General features: G+C 45.4%; 14 protein-coding genes. 7 read left to right on the forward strand and 7 right to left on the reverse strand.

Annotated elements, in window-relative coordinates:
• Position 1: 1 nt before the first annotated feature.
• Positions 2 to 469: a GNAT family N-acetyltransferase gene (locus tag FS373_RS00865; protein WP_144047524.1), complete on the reverse strand. Its 468-nt coding sequence runs from the start codon at positions 467 to 469 to the stop codon at positions 2 to 4.
• Positions 470 to 815: 346 nt separating this feature from the next.
• Here FS373_RS00865 and FS373_RS00870 point away from each other — a divergent pair, with 346 nt between their 5' ends.
• Together FS373_RS00870 and FS373_RS00875 are read left to right on the forward strand one after the other, a co-directional pair.
• Positions 816 to 1,925: an efflux RND transporter periplasmic adaptor subunit gene (locus FS373_RS00870; protein ID WP_152828866.1), complete on the forward strand. Its 1,110-nt coding sequence runs from the start codon at positions 816 to 818 to the stop codon at positions 1,923 to 1,925.
• Complete coding sequence (locus tag FS373_RS00875) at positions 1,925 to 5,032, forward strand: multidrug efflux RND transporter permease subunit (RefSeq protein ID WP_144047523.1); 3,108 nt, start codon at positions 1,925 to 1,927, stop codon at positions 5,030 to 5,032. The genes FS373_RS00870 and FS373_RS00875 overlap by 1 nt, the downstream gene beginning before the upstream one ends.
• A 99-nt stretch (positions 5,033 to 5,131) precedes the next feature.
• On the opposite strand, the gene FS373_RS00880 is transcribed toward FS373_RS00875, so the two are convergent.
• The 4 genes from FS373_RS00880 to FS373_RS00895 are packed head-to-tail and all read right to left on the reverse strand — an operon-like array spanning position 5,132 to position 7,699.
• A complete protein-coding gene (locus FS373_RS00880) occupies positions 5,132 to 6,514 on the reverse strand; it encodes an ATP-binding protein (protein ID WP_144047522.1) in 1,383 nt (460 codons plus the stop codon).
• Entirely contained in the window at positions 6,504 to 7,217 is a 714-nt protein-coding gene (locus tag FS373_RS00885; protein ID WP_152828867.1) for a response regulator transcription factor, read from the reverse strand. The genes FS373_RS00880 and FS373_RS00885 overlap by 11 nt, the downstream gene beginning before the upstream one ends.
• Before the next feature lie 4 nt (positions 7,218 to 7,221).
• Positions 7,222 to 7,368 (reverse strand): hypothetical protein, encoded by a 147-nt coding sequence (locus tag FS373_RS00890; protein WP_407695609.1) that lies wholly within the window; start codon positions 7,366 to 7,368, stop codon positions 7,222 to 7,224.
• 46 nt (positions 7,369 to 7,414) lie between these two features.
• Entirely contained in the window at positions 7,415 to 7,699 is a 285-nt protein-coding gene (locus tag FS373_RS00895; protein ID WP_322619446.1) for a PepSY domain-containing protein, read from the reverse strand.
• 377 nt (positions 7,700 to 8,076) lie between these two features.
• Between FS373_RS00895 and FS373_RS00900 the strand changes: the two genes are divergently transcribed.
• The 3 genes from FS373_RS00900 (at position 8,077) to FS373_RS00910 (ending at position 13,432) form a co-directional block, all read left to right on the forward strand.
• Entirely contained in the window at positions 8,077 to 9,030 is a 954-nt protein-coding gene (locus FS373_RS00900) for a choice-of-anchor H family protein (protein ID WP_144049069.1), read from the forward strand.
• Between the two features lie 386 nt (positions 9,031 to 9,416).
• A complete protein-coding gene (locus FS373_RS00905; protein WP_144047519.1) occupies positions 9,417 to 11,879 on the forward strand; it encodes a TonB-dependent receptor in 2,463 nt (820 codons plus the stop codon).
• A 242-nt stretch (positions 11,880 to 12,121) separates the two neighbouring features.
• Positions 12,122 to 13,432 (forward strand): M20 metallopeptidase family protein, encoded by a 1,311-nt coding sequence (locus tag FS373_RS00910; RefSeq protein ID WP_407695671.1) that lies wholly within the window; start codon positions 12,122 to 12,124, stop codon positions 13,430 to 13,432.
• Here the strand turns inward: FS373_RS00910 and FS373_RS00915 are convergent.
• Positions 13,407 to 13,841, reverse strand: a complete 435-nt coding sequence (locus tag FS373_RS00915) for a carboxymuconolactone decarboxylase family protein (protein WP_144047517.1) — start codon at positions 13,839 to 13,841, stop codon at positions 13,407 to 13,409. The two genes, FS373_RS00910 and FS373_RS00915, sit on opposite strands and share 26 nt — an antisense overlap.
• Positions 13,842 to 13,993: 152 nt before the next feature.
• Here FS373_RS00915 and FS373_RS00920 point away from each other — a divergent pair, with 152 nt between their 5' ends.
• Positions 13,994 to 14,890 carry a LysR family transcriptional regulator gene (locus FS373_RS00920; RefSeq protein ID WP_144047516.1) on the forward strand — a complete coding sequence of 299 codons (897 nt, stop codon included), beginning with the start codon at positions 13,994 to 13,996 and terminating at the stop codon, positions 14,888 to 14,890.
• Positions 14,891 to 14,970: 80 nt separating this feature from the next.
• Here FS373_RS00920 and FS373_RS00925 read toward each other — a convergent pair whose 3' ends face one another.
• The gene (locus FS373_RS00925; protein WP_144047515.1) at positions 14,971 to 15,222 is read right to left on the reverse strand and encodes a hypothetical protein; all 252 of its coding nucleotides are present in this window, start codon (positions 15,220 to 15,222) and stop codon (positions 14,971 to 14,973) included.
• Between the two features lie 203 nt (positions 15,223 to 15,425).
• Here FS373_RS00925 and FS373_RS00930 point away from each other — a divergent pair, with 203 nt between their 5' ends.
• Positions 15,426 to 15,692, forward strand: coding sequence for a hypothetical protein (locus FS373_RS00930; protein ID WP_185976869.1), 267 nt, complete (start codon positions 15,426 to 15,428; stop codon positions 15,690 to 15,692).
• The last annotated feature ends 130 nt before the right edge of the window (positions 15,693 to 15,822 follow it).

Consider the following 15,822-nt stretch of genomic DNA (forward strand, 5'->3'; position numbering starts at 1 on the left):
ATCACCGATTCTGATTCTTTACCTTGATATAGCCCATCATGACTAAGTCTTTACCTTGGCTGGTGTATTTATTAAAAAGCTGTTCGATATCATTCGGCGCTTGGACATCTTGGCTAAATCCATGCTTTCGGTAAAACTCCACCAGGTGTGGTAGAGAAAATAGATAGGTTTCTTTTGATGTCAGTTTCTCTGTTACTCGCTTCATTAGCTGGTGGCCTATGCCTTTTCCTCTATGGTCTGGGTGAACCAGCATACCGTTCAGTAAGTTAAATTCTCCGATAGGCCTAAACCTGAGACCTGCAATAATCTGCTCTGCTTTAATGTATGAGTCAGGGGGGAAAGTGTGTTCATCATCATTTATCAATAAGGCTATCTGCTCTTTTCGACTGATTCGGGTATAGGGCATGTAACTGCGGTAAAAGCCGTAGACACCTCTTCGGTGTAGATTATCTAGCCAAATTAATTTCAATTGGAATGTCTCATAAGCGCCAAGTATTTTGGCTGCGTGGATTATCGAAGAAATTTTTACCAATTGCTAATAGTGTTCACTCAACAGATAAATGGGTTGCAGCTCGATTTTATCGGCCTTTTGTGGCCTTGCAGCCTCCAGATATAACTTGTGTCTTTCTGTGTTGGCTTGTGTGGCTTTAGTTTGCCTGTGGTTGCGGGATTGTTTCTAGTCATGCTCTGTTACAAGATATTGTTTAATAAACACCGGACATTTGCGTTGCTTTACACAGCTTTACCCTACAAAGGCTAGTTTTTCTTTAAAATAGTGGCAATTCACAACCTTGGTATTAGAAGAAAACTCATCAATGAAAAAAAGTCTGCTATTGATCCCCATTCTTATCGTGAGCGCCGTTGTCGCTTCGTTCAGTGGCTTTACTCTGGCGCAGAAGCCTAACGATAAGTCGGCGCGTGCACCGCGCGTCGTGCCTGTGGTTACAGGTGTTGTTGATCGGCACCTGTTGTCTCAGACTATCTCTTTAATAGGCAAATTGCAGGCGGATAAATCTGTCTATATTTCCCCAGAGGTGGCGGGCAAGGTTAAAGCGATTCATGTGACCGCTAATCAAGAGATACACACGGGGCAGCTGCTAATCCAGCTCGAAGATGCTAAGCCTCAGGCTAGTGTCTCAGAGGCGAAGGCGTACCTCAACGATGAGAAACGTAAACTAAAAGAATATCTCAAGCTCATCGATCGTAATGCCATCACCCAGACTGAGATTGATGCTCAAAGAGCCAGTGTCGATATTGCCACCGCCAGACTCGAGTCTGCTCAGGCCGAACTCGAATACCACTATATCAAGGCGCCTTTTTCCGGTACCGCGGGATTACTGGATTTCAGCCGGGGGACCATGGTGACGGCGGGGAGTGAGCTGCTGTCCCTAGATGATCTATCTTCTATGCGGGTCGATTTGCAGGTACCTGAGAATTATCTCTCTATGTTGAGTGTTGACATGACAGTGGCTGCAACCAACAGAGCCTGGCCCGATAGTACGTTTACAGGGTGGGTGGTGGCTATCGATCCTCGTATTAATGAGGAGACCCTGAACCTTAAGGTGCGGGTCAATTTCGATAACGCAGATCATAAGCTAAAGCCTGGCATGATGATGTCGGCGAGTCTGAGCTTTCCTGCCGTGTCTGAGCCTGTGATCCCGGTTCAAGCCATAGAATATTCCGGCACCAAACGATTTGTATACGTGATTGGCGCAGACCAATTAGCCAAACGAACCCAAGTGGTTCTAGGAGCGCGTATTCAAGATGAAGTACTTATCACAGATGGACTCAGTGTCGGCGATCGCATCGTAGTGCAAGGTTTAGTTAACATGCGTGACGGCTTAAGAGTGGATGACCTTTCAAATAAAGATGAGTCTATGACTGCGGGCCATAAGTTAGGTGAGTCTCAGGGAGACAGAAGTTAATGTTAATCTCTGATATCTCAGTTAAACGCCCCGTCGTCGCTATCGTTTTAAGTTTGCTTCTATGTGTATTTGGCGCCGTGTCCTTCTCTAAACTGGCGGTGCGTGAAATGCCGGATGTGGAAAATCCAGTGGTGACTGTGATGACCACCTATGATGGCGCTTCGGCAACGATCATGGAGAGTCAGATCACCACATCTTTGGAGGATGAACTCACAGGCATCAGTGGCATCGATGAGATAACATCCGTTACCCGCAACGGGATGTCGCGGATCACCATCACCTTCGATCTCGACTGGGACCTTACCGAAGGGGTGAGTGATGTCCGTGATGCGGTTGCCCGTGCCCAACGTCGTTTGCCCGACGAGGCGGATGATCCTATTGTCTCCAAGGACAATGGCTCGGGTGAGCCTTCAATTTATATCAATCTCAGCTCGTCTGTGATGGACAGAACCCAGCTGACCGACTATGCCCAGCGGGTGTTGGAAGACAGATTCAGCCTGATCACTGGGGTGAGCTCGGTGAGTATCTCTGGCGGCCTCTACAAGGTGATGTATGTTCAGCTCAAACCTGAGTTGATGGCGGGTCGTAATGTGACGACCGCAGATATCATTGCCAGCTTAAAGACTGAAAACGTTGAAACCCCGGGCGGAGAAGTCAGAAACGACACCACTGTAATGACAGTGCGTACGGCCAGGCTCTACAATAATCCGCATGACTTTGATTACTTAGTGGTTCGCACCGCCAGTGATGGCACGCCAATTTACCTTAAAGATGTCGCCTCGGTTTTTGTTGGTGCAGAGAATGAAAACTCCACATTTAAGAGTGATGGTGTACCAAACTTAAGTTTAGGTATCATAGCTCAGTCCGACGCCAACCCTTTAGAGGTGGCAAAGGCTGCGCATATCGAGGTCGAGCGCATTCAGCAATTCCTGCCTGAAGGGACTCAGCTGGTGGTCGATTATGACTCCACGGTATTTATCGACCGCTCAATTAGCGAAGTTTATAACACATTGTTGATCACCGGTGGACTGGTTGTCCTGGTGCTCTATATCTTTATCGGTCAGGCGAGGGCAACACTTATCCCTGCCGTGACCGTACCGGTTTCGCTCATTTCAGCCTTTATTGCCGCTAACTTTTTTGGTTTCTCGATTAACTTGCTCACCCTGATGGCCTTGATTCTGTCCATCGGTCTGGTGGTGGATGATGCCATAGTGGTGGTGGAGAATATCTTCCATCATATCGAGAAAGGTGAACCACCTTTGTTGGCAGCCTATAACGGCACGCGGGAAGTGGGGTTTGCCGTTGTCGCCACCACGGCCGTTCTGGTGATGGTATTTCTGCCTATCTCTTTCATGGAAGGCATGGTCGGACGCTTGTTTACCGAGTTCTCCGTCATGCTGGCGATGTCGGTGATCTTCTCCTCTATCGTGGCCCTGACGTTAACGCCAGTGCTCGCCAGCAAGATACTTAAAGCGGATGTTAAGCCTAATCGTTTCAATATCTGGATCGATGCCAGATTTAGCAAGCTGGAGCGTGGCTATCGACTCGCCGTTGCCAAGGCGATTCAATTTAGGTTTGTCGCGCCTGTGGTGATCATCTTGTGTATTGTCGGCAGCGCCGCCCTGATGCAGGTGGTGCCATCACAGCTGGCACCCCAAGAAGATAGGGGGGTGATATTTGCTTTCGTCAAGGGGGCAGAAGGCACCAGTTACAACCGCATGACGGCTAACATGGATATTGTCGAAGACAAGCTAATGCCGCTGTTAGGCCAAGGGGTGATCAAGTCTTTCAGCGTACAAGCTCCGGCATTCGGTGGCCGGGCTGGTGATCAGACCGGTTTCGTTATCATGCAGCTTGAAGACTGGGAAGATAGGGACGTCAATGCTCAGCAAGCACTGGCTATTGTCGCTAAAGCCCTGCAGGGGATCCCCGATGTGATGGTGCGTCCCATGTTGCCAGGTTTCAGGGGGCAATCGAGCGAGCCGGTGCAGTTTGTGATAGGAGGTTCTGATTACCAGGAACTGTTCAAGTGGGCGGAAGTTTTACAGGAAGAAGCGATTCATAGCCCTATGCTGGAAGGGGCCGATCTCGATTACTCCGAGACCACGCCAGAGCTAGTGGTGAGTGTCGACAGACAGCGCGCCGCCGAGCTTGGGATTAGTGTTGCCGAAGTTTCCGAGACCCTGGAGGTGATGCTCGGTGGACGCAGTGAAACCACATTTGTCGAGCGCGGTGAGGAGTATGATGTTTATTTAAGAGGCGACGAGAATAGCTTTAATAGCATGGCGGACTTGAGCCAGATCTACATGCGTTCGAGTAAAGGCGAGTTGATCACACTCGATTCGATAACACATATCGAAGAGGTGGCTTCGGCTCAAAAATTGAGTCATACCAATAAGCAGAAATCGATAACACTTAAGGCTAACTTAGGTGAAGGTTATACCTTAGGCCAAGCCTTAGATTTTCTCGATGCTAAAGCGATCGAGATTTTGCCCAGTGATATCTCGGTGAGCTACACGGGTGAGTCGAAAGACTTTAAAGAAAATCAAAGTAGTGTGCTTGTGGTATTTGGACTGGCTTTGTTAGTGGCTTATCTGGTGTTGGCTGCCCAGTTTGAGAGCTTTATTAACCCTATGGTGGTGATGTTTACTGTACCTATGGGGGTCTTCGGTGGCTTCCTCGGCCTCTTCCTGACCGGCCAAGGACTGAATATTTACAGCCAGATAGGCATGATCATGCTGATCGGCATGGTGACCAAGAACGGCATCTTGATCGTGGAATTTGCCAATCAGTTACGTGATAAAGGGCTCGAGATAGAACAGGCGATTATCGATGCTTCGACGCGCCGTCTGCGTCCTATCCTGATGACCGCATTTACGACCTTAGTCGGTGCAGTCCCCTTGATCATGTCAACCGGCGCAGGCTCTGAGAGCCGTATCGCTGTGGGTACTGTGGTCTTCTTCGGGATGGCGTTTGCGACGTTTGTTACCCTACTGGTGATTCCGGCCATGTATCGTTTAATCTCGGCGAAAACCACTTCCCCCGGTTTTGTAGAGGCTCAGCTAGAAGAAGCGATAGCAGTGCAGAAGCTTACAGTGGAAAGCTAATGTAATTACCAAAACGAACAGATAAGATGAGGAAAGCCCTGCTAATACCGATTAGCAGGGCTTTTTAGTAAGCCAAATTATTAACTAAAACTCAGAAAATCAGTTAAAGCTCAGGCTAAATTTGGCGCCGCCCAGAGTATCTGAACGGGACACTGAAAGTTGGCCCTGATAACTGTCAACCAAGTCACTAACTATGGCAAGTCCTATGCCGTTTCCCTGTAGATAGGAGTCGGCGCGTATGCCGCGCTCGAATATGTCACTCTCAAGTTCAGGTGATACTCCCGGGCCATCATCTTCTATATCTATGTTGAGTCCGGTGTCTTTCATGCTGACGGTCAGGTGCACTCGAGCCTTGGCGGCCTTACAGGCATTGTCGAGTAAGTTACCTAACATTTCGATTAAATCGGCCTCGTCACCCTTGAAAATACACTGCTCGCCGACACTCGAACTTATCTCTATCTGAGGTTCACGGTATATTTTGGGCAAGGTCCTCACTAGCTTATCTGACACCGACATGACATTAACACCTAAGTGCCAAGAAGACCCAGCTGCCGTTTGTGCTCGTTTGAGTTGATGACTTATGATGCGGCTAATGATATTAGTTTGCTCGAATGAACTTTTGCTCAGATCTTTCTGACTTTGAATCACTGCCAGTGGCGTTTTTAGGCTATGGGCCAGATCCGATAGGGCATTGCGGTAACGTTTTCGCTGGCGCTGCTCGGTATTGAGCAGGGTGTTGAGCTGTCTCGCTACAGCTTGCAGCTCATTGGGATACTTTGCCTGGATCTGCATGGCCTTGCCTTGCTCTATCTCGTTAAGTTCTCGCTTAAACTGAGCCAAGGGCTTTAGGGTCCACAGTAGCCAAGCCAACTGAACCAATACCAGGAAAACCATCAAGATCAGTAACCAGCTCCAAAGGTATTGACCAAATAAATCTATTTGGTTTTGGTAGTCGAGTTGATCTTTAATGATGTGCACCGTGATTGGGAAGGTGACATTGTCAACACTCAAGCCATCATTGGATAAAATTTTATGTTCGAAACTGGCGCTGTAACTGTAGATAATATGGGGCTTGTCATCAATCTCTATCTCCTTAAACTCACTTTTACCTATCTCAGGTTGGGGCAAATTGTCGGGTAAGTTCAGCCCAAGAAACGAGTTGGATTGCCAAGTGACACTGGTTTTCTTCCTATCGGGATTTGGCGTTGAAATGAGTGCAAATAAGCCAGATTGAATCACATTAAATTGATTCTCTGCTAAGGCTTCGGGCATCATAAGTTGGCCGTTATCCACCTCTGTCACGGCTAAAATTGAGTAGAGGTAAGCTTTCAATTCATTTTTGGCCGATGTCGAGACTTGCTGTTTAAATGCATCGTTCAGGGTAAAACCAATCAAGGGCAGTAAGATTAGGTTCAGCAAGAGTGCACTGATAATCAGGCGCGCCTTGAGTGAGTTCATCAGGTTTGACAGTTTATTTAGCATCTGACTCATCTTCAGTGTGCTGTGCACAGCGAGCCAGTGGCTTCAAACGATAACCTTGCCCCCTCAATGTTTCTATCAGTCCGAGCTGATTGTCTGGATCTAACTTCTTGCGCAACCTGCGAATAAATACTTCGATCACGTTAGAGTCTAAGTCGAAGTCTTGATCATAGATATGCTCAATCAGTACTGTCTTAGATTTAACTTCTCCTGGGTGCAACATAAAAAACTCGAATAGCTTGTACTCTGAGCTGCTTAAATTCATCAACTGACCAGACTTTTTAACCTCTAGAGTACTGGTATTGATGCTAAAAGGTCCATTGTAGACTAGTGGACTGGCCTTGCCTGCCGAGCGACGGATCAAGGCGTTGAGACGGGCGATTAGCTCTTCAGGATGGAAAGGTTTCGTCAGGTAATCATCGGCGCCGGCATCTAAGCCCTCTACCTTATCTTGCCAGCTATCACGGGCGGTTAAGATCAAGATGGGAAAGTCTATCTCTAGCTCTCTGAGCTTAGTGATCAGTTCAATGCCGTTAAGCTTAGGTAACCCGACATCTATGATCCCGGCGTCATAGCTATACTCACTTCCCTGAAATAAACCATCTTCTCCATCGCTGGCCACATCCAAGGTAAAATTGGCATCGAGCAGGTGCTGTTTCAGATTAGTTTGTAGCTCTAAGTCGTCTTCAACTAACAGTATTCGCATTGGGTCACCTCTGTAATGAGCTTCGGGTATTCCTCTGAAACAAATCACCCTTTCCATCACTGGCCACATCCAAGGTAAAATTGGCATCAATCAAATGTTGTTTAAGATTAGTTTGTAGTTCTAAGTCATCTTCAACTAACAGTATTCGCATTGGATCACCTGTGTAAATTCATTATGTTAAGTCTTTAAGTTGCAAATTAGTTTCTACGCACACTGCCGGTTTTGGCATCGACGGACACATAAAATACCGCTCCGGAACTGGATAACAACTTGACCCGGTAACCTGGGTTGCCGTTGACTCGGCTCGATTGCACCTTGAGCACCTTGCCTGGGTATTGTCGTTTGACTAACTGAATAGCTTGTTGAGAACTGGTGACTTTTAACTTTTTAGGGGGCTTTTTAGACTGAGCGGCCATGCTCATCGAACTTAAGCTAACGGCATTGACAGAGCTTACAGCTGAAACCATTGATAGCTTAGTCACACTTGAGGCTGCTCCCTGTAGTGGGAACAGTAAACAAGCCGATATGATTAAAGCTAATGTGAAGCTCGAAGCCAATTTCATAGAGTGTGTCCGATGTTTAAATGCCTTTATTTGTTATCAGTGTAAATATCCCATTCTTAAGACACAAGTTTTAAAGAGCTTGTCTAAGAAATCAAAGAAATGAAGGAGTCAGTTTCAGGGGCTCTAATAGTTATACCTCAGATAAGATGAACCCAAGATGACAATGTTTAATGCATTCGTGTCGATGGACAATTCATCTCTTCGAATTTTACTCCATAGCATTTTTAGCGTTCAGCTTATATTCACCTTAAATCGTCTTTAATGACCTCAACGACAGAAATAATGAGGTTTATATGATGAATGTGAACATAATTAATCAAGCCAGAGAGCTCAATTGCGTAAAAATGGATACAGAAACCAGAGTTAGCTCAGGCACTCAATCTTGGAGCTGCAAGCGAATATCTGCATTAACTTTGATTGCAGGGGCCTTAATATCATTCATTCCAAATGTTTATGCGAGTGACGAACAGGGTGTCAGCCAGATAGAGAGTGTAAACTTACAGACGTTTTCAGTTGGAAACCAAGCTCAATTAGTGGAACAAGATGAGCTGAATACGCGATTAAGCCAGTTGAAACAGCAAATGCCACTGATGTTACCAAGTATAAAAGCTAAATCTCGAGAAGAGGTCATTGCCGACCACAAAAATGGCAATATTTCACCTAAGTACTCTATGCAGAAAAGCGGGTTAAAAACAGTAAACGACGATGCTCAGTCTACTGTACCCAAAGCCTTTTCTAATCCCATCTATCATGAGTTTTCAATCTATGAAGCCAGCAGTCGCCTGTTCGTCGATGATGATGGTGACGGTTTTTTCCAAACCTTTAGCGTGACCTTCGATGCCGATGTCTATGGGCCCGATGCGGTCGAGGTCGCCGATGTATACGCAGAGCTCTACTTGAGCCGAGACGGTGGTCCTTGGGTGCATTATTACACCACAGATATTTTTACAATACTGGGTGACTCGAGTGACGATGATTTTGAAGTGTTAACCACGCTGCATAATGGCTATTACACAGACCATTATGACGTGCTAGTCGATCTATACGAAGTGGGGTTTGATGATATTGTCGCCACCATTAGCGCTGATGATACAGATAATTTCTATGCTTTGCCCTTAGAGAGCAGTGATAGAGACACAGTCTATACAGGAGGGGATTCTAGTAGTGAAGACCATGGCGGCGGGGCATTTTCATTTATTTCTCTTTTGGGCCTAAGCCTGTTTGCCAGTCTGAGGAGGCGAAAATCATAAATCTTGATTTGATTCAGTCTGATTGATTAGTGAGCTGTCGAACTTTACCTTAAGTTTGCATTATCAGTTTTAAAAGATAAATTCATTTTAGCTTGGCATTTTAATGCCAAGCTTTTTACGTCTAGTGTATACGGCAGTTATAAAGTGTAAAGCCATCAGTTTATTCGATGAAGATAAAGTATTTTCCAACAGCCACCTCAGCTAATTACTCTAGAAGTCTCTGAGTAAACTTAAGGCATATCCTTAACCCATCAACATTTACTTTGTAAAAAAACCGCAAAACCGGATACGAAGGTCACAATTTTGTGTCGGTATGTGAATTCCCTGTTGTAATGCTATCAATAATCATTATCATTCCGGCCATAATACTAATGGGGATAATATCGATGCAACAATTTCGTTTTTCACTACTTGCTGTCGCTTGCGCATCAGCTTTTTTTCCTGGGCTTATTTCTGCTAATGAGCAGGCCCAAGTACCAGAAAAAGTGCAAGCAGAAGAGCTGAAAAACAAGGATGTAGAGCGTATCACTGTCTATGGAAGACAAAACCAAGTGGTTATGAATTCAGGCCTAGCGACAAAGTCAGATATGTCTTTAATGGAAACCCCTGCGGCAGTTGTCATCGTCGATGAAGAGCTAATCAATGCTCAAGGCGTGAATAATCTGCAAGATCTGGTGCGTAATATCAGTGGCGTGACTCAGGCGGGTAATAACTATGGTATCGGTGATAACTTAGTGATCCGCGGACTCGGTGCTAACTATACCTATGATGGTATGTATGGCGGCGCAGGGCTTGGCAACACCTTTAATCCGACACGCTCTCTGACGAATGTTGAATCGGTAGAAGTGCTCAAAGGCCCGGCGACAGGTTTATATGGTATGGGCAGCGCCGGCGGCGTGATTAACCTTATCGAAAAGAAGCCTGAATTTGAGAGTCGCCACGATATAGGTGTCGAGCTGGGTCAATGGGATTCCTATGCGCTGAGTATCGATAGCACGGGCGGATTGACTGACAAGCTAGCTTATCGTGTTGTTGCTAAAACGGGGCGCAGTGACGGCTATCGTGATATCGGTACCGATCGTGATGAAGTCTACACATCGATCAAATATGTGTTCGATGAAAACCAGGACTTGATGCTATCGGCTTCTTATATCAAGGATGCTATTGCAGTCGACTCTATCGGTCACCCAATACGTATCTACAACGCTGAATCCGTCGGCGGGAAAACTGCCGGAGAAGTCAGCTGGGAAGATTTAATTAACGATCCAGAAGGCAAAGGTATTCAACTTACCGATGAGCAGAGGCAACAACTAGCCGACTCTTTGGCTGCTAGCGATGGTTTAACCCCCTATGAGTTTGGTCATAACGGGATTATCTCGCCAATGGCCAAAGATAATGAAGGTGAAGAGCTGAGATTTAAGCTGACTCATAATATCTTCCTCAATGAAAATCTATTCTTGAACCAGCAGCTGCAATATCGTGACTACACCTCAGGTTTTGCCCGTCAAACCGGTGCCTATAACTATGTTTACTGGGATCGCAGAGGCACCATCAATGCAGACCCTCGTGCGCCACTACTTGAAGACGATGTTCTCTACCCGTTTGCGGCTCGCCGTCAGGAGTATCGTCAAGTCTCTGCCGATGAGACTTCTTGGCAGTATTTCGCCGACTTGAGGTACGATTTCGAACTTGCCGGCATAGATAATGAGCTGTTAGTTAATGCGAACTTCGAAGACCGTGATATTCGCTTCAAGCAGTACTCCATTTACGATGCCGATAAGGTCATAAAGAACAAGGCGGGTGATGTCATCTATCAGGGCCAATTGCCTTATATCTATGACATTCGTAATCCCAATTGGGCTGAAGGCTCCTTTGAAGATCACGACCCTCTAATGACCAGTAACTACAACAAGAAGGTGAGTGCCTGGGGCGTTGGCCTACAGCATGTCGGCTATTTCGGTTACGGTTTCACTAGTCGTATCGGTGTTGCCTTTAACGAGATTAAGCAAAGCTATGAGCATTTCGGTGTCGATGCGCGCTATCGCGCCAGTGCGGCTGAGCCAACGCCTGAGGCGGATACCAATGATGATGGCATCACCTATAACTTAGGTTTGACCTATATGCCAACCGATGACTTGTCATTTTTCATTAATCATTCTAAAGGCCGCACGGCTTACAGCATGTTAGGTGGCGTAAAAGGTGATGGTTCGGACAGACTGGATTCTGAATCTATCAGTGACGATCTAGGCATGCGTTTTAAGGCGTTTGATGATCAGATGCTGACTTCCTTGGTGTTCTTTAAGAGTTCACGCACTAATCTGCAATACTCAAACTCAGAGTATGAAGAAGATGTTTCAGGGCCAAACGTGCCGAAAAACTTCTATGATGGCAAGGAAGAGACCACAGGTGTCGAGTTAGACATGAATGCTCATTTGAATGAGCAGTGGATGCTCAACGTTAACGGTGTCTACCAAGATGCTCGTGATAAGAAAGATCCGAATCGCAGCAGCTATGATACCCGTCAAAAGGGTGTACCTTATGTGACAGCCAGTGCTTGGGTTACTTATGGCGCAGATATGTTCTCACTCTCTAGCCCAATTGATATTAGCTTAGGTGCAAAATACGTCGATGATCGCAGCACGAATTCAAGCTCATTCGGTATTCCCGATGGATATGTGCCAAGTTATACGGTATTCGATTCGGCCATCAGCTATCAGGCCGATAACTGGAAGCTACAATTGAACGTCAACAATCTGTTCAATGAGACTTACTACAACAAGGCCATGTTCCTCGGTGGTATGCCAGGTGAAGAGCGTAATGCCAAGCTGAGCTTTAATTATCAGTTGTAAGCTTAGGCTTCTTAGCTAAGAGCTTGTAGAGTGTTTTGAAAGCGCAGCCTTGGGGCTGCGCTTTTTACTAGTTGTATTTAAATTGTTTTAACTCTTCTATTTCAATCTATCTGTTTCGATTCAGTTCAGATTAATAAATTTTTTGTGCTAGTTTATGTGTCTTGATTGTTAACTTTGCTATGAATAAAAAGAAGAAGCCGATGAAACTCACCAAAATATGCCAGTCACTCGCCTTCGTATTTATGATGACGAGCCCGCTAGCGGTTTATGCAAGCAGCCTTGACTCATCATTAGCACTATCTGTCGGTAAAGCCCTACCTGAACTTGAAAAGCTATACTTGCATCTGCATCAACATCCTGAGCTTTCCTATCAAGAGAAGGCGACGGGACAGAGAATGGCGAAGGAGCTTTCGGCACTGGGTTTTGAGGTGACGGATAATTACGGCGGTTATGGCGTCGTAGGCATATTCAAAAATGGCGATGGCCCGACTGTGATGATCCGCGCCGATATCGATGGCTTGCCAATCATAGAGCAGACCGGAAAACCTTATGCATCAGTTGTGACCACAATTGATGCCGATAATAAGTCGGTTGGCATCATGCATGGCTGTGGTCATGATATTCATATGACCAGTTTAATCGGCACCGCTGACCAGCTTGTGAAGCATAAGAGCGATTGGCAAGGCACCTTGATGATGGTGGCACAACCAGCGGAAGAGGTGGGCGGTGGCGCCAAAGCCATGTTAGCACAAGGCTTATTTACTGAGTTTCCAACACCTGATTTTGTACTGGGTTTGCATGTAAGTGCTTCGGTTCCTGCGGGTAAGGTGGCAATAGCGCCGGGCTATGCTTTGGCTAATGTCGACTCGGTGGATATCACCATTAAAGGCAAGGGAGGCCATGGCGCCTATCCACATATGACTATCGATCCTGTGGTGATAGCGGCTCGTACTGTGATGGCGCTGCAGACCATACCGAGTCGAGAGATCTCACCACTAGAGCCAAATGTGATCACAGTTGGCTCTATTCATGGGGGCTCTAAGCACAACATCATATCTAATGAAGTTAAATTGCAGCTCACCCTACGTTCTTATAACCCGCAAGTTCGTCAGCAACAGATTGCAGCAATAAAGCGCATGACAAAGGGCATAGCCATGAGTGCCGGGCTACCTGATAGTTTAATGCCTGTGGTCTATGTTCATGAAGATGAGACGATACCCTCTACCTATAATGATCCTGAGTTAGCTAGCTCAGTACAAGCCAGTATCGAACGCGAGATAGGTAAGGCTAATGTGGTTAAAGCAGAGCCTGTTATGGCCGGTGAAGATTTTGGCCTCTATGGGCTCACATCCGAGAAGCGTCCCATCAACATCTTCTGGCTTGGCGCCGTAGAGCCCGCACTGTATGAAACCAGTAAGGCGTCCGGGGAACACTTACCATCACTTCACTCGAGTAAGTTTGCCCCCGACTACCCTTTGACTATTAGCACAGGCGTAAGAGCCATGAGCCGAAGCGCCATAGATCTGTTTAATGTGTCATCTTCGTCGCTATAGCAAAACGGTTCCAGGCATTGATCATGATGACCTGCATGATTGCTTGAGCTATCTGTTCCTCACCTAACAACTCGAGACATTCTTGATAAGTGTTATCGCTCAGACCAAGGTGTGAAACATGAGTGAGCTCATCGGTGAGGGCGAGTACCGCACGCTCTGTATCATCAAACAAGGGAGATTCTTTCCAGGCGGATACTGCAAATAATTTTTGTTGTGATATTCCTGCTTTCAAAGCCACTTCCGTATGCATTTGAATACAATAAGCGCACTGATTAATCATGGATGCGCGGATCTTAATTAGCTCTTTTAGTGCTGTTGATAGTTTGGTTTCTGCCAGATAATTTTCGACAGACATCATGGCAGTTAATGCTGCTGCTTGTGTTTGGGCGATATCAATACGTTTTGTCATCTTTTATCCTTTATTGAGGTTTAAGGCTGCTTTATTGGGATGGCTTAATTGTGCATAATTCTAATTATTAATTGAATACGCACATAAACTGAAACACCTTTGCGTATTTTGCAAAGGTGTGCGGTTTTGAAAAGTACAACAGAGGTGTGAAAATGTTTGCTCTGATCAAGATATTTCATCAGGTTGTCGATTCGGGAAGCTTTTCTCAGGCTGCTAAGGTCTTGCATATGGCGCCTTCTTCCATTGCGCGCAATATCGACAATCTAGAAGCTCAACTTAAAACGACGCTATTTAAGAGGAGTACTCGCCAGTTGGTGTTGACTGAAGAAGGTGACTACTTTTACCAGCAGTCGGGAAAGTTAGTAGAAGATACCGATGCCTTGCTGGCAGAGATGAGAGGGGCTCTGGATACGCCTCTGGGAATGTTAAGAATATCAGTGTTCGAAAGTTTCGGTAACCTTTGCTTAGCGCCTATTATTCCAGAGTTTCTACAGATGTACCCGGATATACAAATTGAGCTTGATCTCGACAATAAGCTGGTGGATCTTCATAGCGAAAATGTGGATCTCGCTATTCGTATTGGTGTTCCGCAAGATAGTGGTTTAAAAGCGAGAAAGTTGTTGAATCATCCTACTTTATTGACAGCGTCTCCAACCTATCTAAATCATCGCTCTCCAATCAGACAGCCATCAGATCTACATGAACATAATTGCTTACTTATCAGTCAAGAGAGGCAAAGGAATCATTGGTTCTTTGCTAAGGGGAAAATCCAACAAAAAATATCTGTTAAGGGCAATTTTATTTCAAAAGGGGGATCGCCTTTACTCACTGCTGCGCTTAAGGATTGCGGTGTGCTGCTCTTGTCAGAGTGGATGGTTAAACCTTATATAGACAGTGGTCAGCTAGTGGAAGTTTTACCAGACTGGACGGTGAATCATTGGGAAGAAGGCAGTGGTGAAATCTTTGCTATCTATAAAGGTGCTCAATATCCTAAGCCTCATATCAGAGTATTTCTTGATTTTTTGATAAAAAAATTAGGGGAAATATAATGCTATAAATCAACGAACAATCAGCTGCTCATTTTATATTAAGAAGAAAATAATATGGCTATTGAATGTGAGTTGCTAGTTCATTTAAACGTCACCTTGCCACCTATCATCTTCAATGCCGGTGTGCCTCTCACTAAGGTATCTCTGGCGAACTTTTGTCCACAATTAGGACAGGTACAGGGCGTTTGAGTGAAGTCTTCGACGATTCGTTCCTTGAAGCACTTAACTAAAGCGCCTTTGCCACCTTTGCGATATTTAAATAGCTGGGTTTTGCACTTAGCGCAGAAGATATCGACAGTACGTGTTGGGCCTTTCTTATTGGGTTTTGCCATGTTTTGTGACTTGCTATTGATAATGTCATTGTTAATAAGTGGCTATTCTAATCGAGCAAAGCGTTAATACAAAGTGTGCAAAACCTAGGTTTATCTTCTACTCTTTCTAAGTGCCTTTTTAAGTCGGTTTTCCAGTTTTATTTTCTTACTGACAAGGTTTAATAGAAGGTTAGTTACTCAAGTTTAGCGATCAAGGAATAATCATGCCTAAGTTCTCAACTGTCGATAAAATTAATCGTATTACCTTGCTCTTTACCGTTATTCTGTTTCTTATGCTAAGTGCTTGTACTAACTACGATCCCGTTCCGGTCGGAAAATGTAGTGAGGTGGTAAAACATGCCAAGAAGGTGCTTGGCAGTATGTCGCCGGATCATAAGACCTTAATAGCGGATTGTAAGGCGGCTACCGATAGTGAAAGAGGCTGTGTTATGGCAGCGACGAAGAAAGGCAAACTGGCTCAGTGTATGTAACGCTTAACTTAGCTAGTTCACCTTTCTATATCTGTTTATTTATTTCTGGTGCAATTATTCTAGTGCTGGATTGTTTTAGTTAACATCAGTGTAACTTAGGTTATAGTCATCGGCATGATAATGGATATTA

This window comes from Shewanella sp. YLB-07, from assembly GCF_009377275.1.